The sequence below is a fragment of the Kitasatospora sp. LaBMicrA B282 genome (genome assembly GCF_050325825.1).
In the GTDB taxonomy this organism is placed as follows: Bacteria; Actinomycetota; Actinomycetes; order Streptomycetales; family Streptomycetaceae; genus Kitasatospora.
This window is the reverse complement of the sequence record NZ_JBNQTI010000313.1, coordinates 1-4068: the sequence shown is the minus strand read 5'-3', so window position 1 is coordinate 4068 and position 4068 is coordinate 1. Positions and strand designations below refer to the sequence as shown.

The window sequence follows — 4068 nt, the reverse complement described above, 5'->3', positions numbered from 1 at the left end:
CTGGTCCCGCTGGCGCCGCAGACGCCAACACCAGGCCCGGACCAGCCACTACAAGAGACGAGGCCACAGCCCAAGAGCTGAAGCCTCGTCAGGTTAAGCACCGTTGCAGTATTAGGGCCTGTCGTCAAACCCCCGCCTGCGCGGCGACGCCGGGGCACGCACCTCGACGGCTTCTCGTCGGTCGCCGATGCTCCGCATGGACTCCTTCCTCGGCGCCGCCGATGCACGCACCCCAACGCCGCCGCGCCCGCCCTTCGGGCGGACGACGGGGGTCTGACGACAGGCCCTAACGCGGCCCGCCGACGGGCCGGCCGCGTTGCAGCACCAGCACCGCCGCCCCCAGCGCCAACCAGACGAGGCCGGTCAGCTGCGCGGTGTGGGTGGCCCGGTAGACCACCGCGACGATCACCGCGATCCCCAGCACCGGCACCAGCAGGTGCCGCACCCGGTCGCGCGAGCCCTGCCTGACGGTGTACCAGCCGACCACCGAGGCGTGCAGCAGTGCGAAGGCGCAGAGCGCGCCGATGTCCACCACCGAGGTCAGCTGGTCCAGCCCGTCGGGGCGGCGGGCCGCCCAGCCGGCGGCGGCCAGCGTGACCGCCGCCGCGCAGAGCACCGCCACCCGCGGCACGCCCGAGTCCGGGTCGACCGCCGCCAGGCCCCGCGGCAGCCGCCCGGCCCGGCCCATCGCGAAGAGCAGCCGCCCGGCCGCGGCCTGCCCGGCCAGTGCCGCGAACGCCGCCCCGATCGCCTTGCTGGCCGCCACCAGGGTGTGCAGCCAGTGCCCGACCGCGACCTCCACGGTGTCGTAGAAGGCCGAGCCCTGGGCGGCCGGCTGCTCGGCCAGCTGCTCGGGGGTGAGCGGCTCCAGCAGCGCGGCGAGGTAGGTCTGCACCACGAAGAGCACCCCGGCCAGCGCCAGGCAGAGCAGCACCGCCCTGGCCACCGCCGCGGACGCGCCGATCGCCTCCTCGACGAACGAGGCGATCGCGTCGAAGCCCAGGTAGGAGAGGACCGCCACGCTCACCGCGCTCAGCACCGCGGCGAGCGAGAAGCCGCCGCTGCCGGTCAGCGGCGCCAGCACCGGGCGCACCGTCCCGTTGCGGAACAGCACCACCAGCGCCGCCACCGTGAAGACCGCCAGCACCACCAGCTCCATCGCCAGCACCGCGAACCCCACCACGGCGGCGGTGCGCACCCCGGCCAGGTTGAGCCCGGTGGTGACCAGCACCGCCAGCACCGTCCAGGCCCACCGCGACACGCCCGGCACCAGGGCGTGCAGCGCGATCCCGGAGAACAGGTAGGCCACCGCCGGGATCAGCAGGTAGTCGAGCATCGCCAGCCACCCGGCCAGGAAGCCGGCCCGCTCGCCGAGCCCGGCCCGGGCGTAGGCGAAGACGGAGCCGGCGCGCGGCACCACGTGCACCATCTGGGCGTACGAGAAGGCGGTGAAGCCCATCGCCACGGTGGCCACCAGGTAGACCGCCGCGACCGCGCCGTGGCTCTTGGCCTCCAGCACCCCGAAGATCCCGACCGGTGCCATCGGCGCGATGAAGAGCAGCCCGTAGACCACCAGGTCGCGCAGACCCAGGGTGCGCCGCAGTTCGCTGCCGTCCGTTGCTTCGCCCACGGTGGAGGCTGGATCGCTCACGCTGCCGATTTGACCACCCCGCCGCCCCGTCCGCCGCGCAGGGCCCGGCTTTCCGGCGCGGCACACCGGCCCCCTCGGCCGCCCGTACCATAGTGGCCATGTCGACCACCGCTCAGCGCCGCGTCCTGCTCGCCGCCCCCCGGGGCTACTGCGCGGGCGTCGACCGCGCCGTCATCGCCGTGGAGAAGGCCCTGGAGCAGTACGGGGCGCCGATCTACGTCCGCAAGCAGATCGTCCACAACAAGTACGTCGTGCAGACCCTGGAGAAGCAGGGCGCGATCTTCGTCGACGAGACGGAGGAGGTGCCCGAGGGCTCGATCGTGGTCTTCTCCGCGCACGGCGTGGCGCCCTCGGTGCACGACGAGGCGAAGGCCGGCAAGCTCGCCACCATCGACGCCACCTGCCCCCTGGTGACCAAGGTGCACAAGGAGGCGGTCCGGTTCGCCGACGAGGACTACGACATCCTGCTGGTCGGCCACGAGGGCCACGAGGAGGTGGTCGGCACCATGGGCGAGGCCCCGGAGCGGATCCACCTGGTCGACGGCGCCGAGGACGTGGCCAACGTGCAGGTGCGCGACGAGTCCAAGGTCGTCTGGCTCTCCCAGACCACGCTCTCGGTGGACGAGACCATGGCCACCGTCGGGGAGCTGAAGAAGCGCTTCCCGCTGCTGGTCTCGCCGCCCAGCGACGACATCTGCTACGCGACCCAGAACCGCCAGGTGGTGGTCAAGAAGATCGCCCCCGAGACCGACCTGCTGATCGTGGTCGGCTCCAAGAACTCCTCCAACTCGGTCCGCCTGGTCGAGGTCGGCCTGGAGCACGGCGCCAAGGCCGCGCACCTGGTGGACTTCGCCGAGGAGCTGGACGAGGCCTGGCTCGAGGGGGTCACCACGGTCGGCCTGACCAGCGGCGCCTCGGTGCCGGAGATCCTGGTGCAGGGCGTGCTGGGCTGGCTGGCCGAGCGCGGCTACGCGGACGTCGAGGTGGTCCGCACGGCCGAGGAGACGCTGACCTTCTCGCTCCCCAAGGAGCTGCGCCGCGACCTGCGCGCCGAGGCGGCGGGCAAGCTCTGATTCCGGCTGCCGAGCGGCCCCGCCTCTCGTACCGTGAGGTCGTACGGGCGGGCTGACCCGGTCAAGGAGGCACGAGGTGGCGGCAACCCAGGTGTTCGGCGTGGACATCGGCGGCTCGGGCATCAAGGGCGCGCCGGTGGACCTGGCGCGCGGTGAGCTGGCCGCGCCGCGGCACAAGGTGCTCACCCCGCACCCCGCCTCGCCGGAGTCGGTGGTGGCCGCGGTCAAGGAGGTGGTCGAGCACTTCGACCACCAGGGGCCGGTGGGCCTGACCTTCCCCGGCGTGGTGGTCCGCGGTCACACCCGGACCGCCGCCAACGTCGACCCGGGCTGGATCGACCTGGACGCCGAGGGCCTGTTCCGGGAGACGCTGGACCTGCCCGCCACGGTGCTCAACGACGCGGACGCGGCCGGCCTGGCCGAGGTTGCGCACGGGGCCGGGCGCGGCGAGGCGGGCGTGGTGCTGGTGCTCACCTTCGGCACCGGGATCGGCAGCGCGCTCTTCGTGGACGGCACGCTGGTGCCCAACACCGAGCTGGGCCACCTGGAGCTGCGCGGCAAGGACGCCGAGCGGCGGGCCTCGGCCGCGGCGCGGGAGCGGCACGAGCTGAGCTGGGCCGAGTGGTCGGTCCGGGTGGACGAGTACCTGGACCTGGTGGAGCGGCTCTTCTCGCCGCAGCTGGTGATCATCGGCGGCGGGGTCAGCCGCAAGCACGAGAAGTTCCTGCCGCTGCTCAAGGAGCGGGCCGCCCGGGTGGTCCCGGCCGCGCTGCGCAACGACGCCGGGATCGTGGGGGCCGCGATGGCCACGGGGCGGGCCCGGCACTGAGCCGCCCGGGGGCGAGCGGCGGGCTGGGGCGAGCGGGGGGCTGGGCGAGCGGCGGCCGGAGCCGAGCCGCCGGCCTCAGCGGCTGCGGCGGAGCCGGCGCTGGGCGACCCAGCGGGCGCCCACGATCAGCGCCGCCAGGCCGGTCCCGGCGAACAGCCAGGCCGCCCGCACCGCCAGCCCGCTGCACAGCGCCAGCACCTGGCCGACCATCCCGGGGACGGTCACCGGATCGAGCAGCGCCACCGTCAGCGCGAACGCGATCGGCCCGCTGACCGGGGCCGCGGGCAGGTCGGCGACCCGCACCCGCACCGCGGTCTGGAAGCAGACCAGCAGGAAGCCCAGCTCGAAGAGCACCCCGAGCCCGCCGAACAGCAGGTGGTCCAGCAGGCCGAAGGCGAGCGTGCCGAGCACCGACAGCACGCCGGTGCCGATCGCGGTCAGCCGGGCCGGCCGCCCGGGGCGTCGGCCCGGCGCGTCGGCCGGGGCCGCCCCGCGGGCCACCCGCTGGCGCAACC

The 4068-nt window shown here is 74.3% G+C and carries 4 protein-coding genes; 2 read left to right on the top strand and 2 right to left on the bottom strand.

The window, feature by feature from the left end:
* Positions 1-286: 286 nt before the first annotated feature.
* Complete coding sequence (locus tag ACQRUO_RS38840; protein ID WP_428320902.1) at positions 287-1651, bottom strand: APC family permease; 1365 nt, start codon at positions 1649-1651, stop codon at positions 287-289.
* Between the two features lie 98 nt (positions 1652-1749).
* Between ACQRUO_RS38840 and ACQRUO_RS38835 the strand changes: the two genes are divergently transcribed.
* Both ACQRUO_RS38835 and ppgK read left to right on the top strand, forming a co-directional pair.
* A complete protein-coding gene (locus ACQRUO_RS38835) occupies positions 1750-2724 on the top strand; it encodes a 4-hydroxy-3-methylbut-2-enyl diphosphate reductase (protein ID WP_428320901.1) in 975 nt (324 codons plus the stop codon).
* Between the two features lie 76 nt (positions 2725-2800).
* Positions 2801-3553 (top strand): polyphosphate--glucose phosphotransferase, encoded by a 753-nt coding sequence (ppgK, locus tag ACQRUO_RS38830; RefSeq protein WP_428320900.1) that lies wholly within the window; start codon positions 2801-2803, stop codon positions 3551-3553.
* Positions 3554-3628: 75 nt separating this feature from the next.
* Here ppgK and ACQRUO_RS38825 read toward each other — a convergent pair.
* Positions 3629-4068: DUF6542 domain-containing protein (locus tag ACQRUO_RS38825; RefSeq protein ID WP_428320899.1), on the bottom strand; the 440-nt coding region annotated here is incomplete at its 5' end.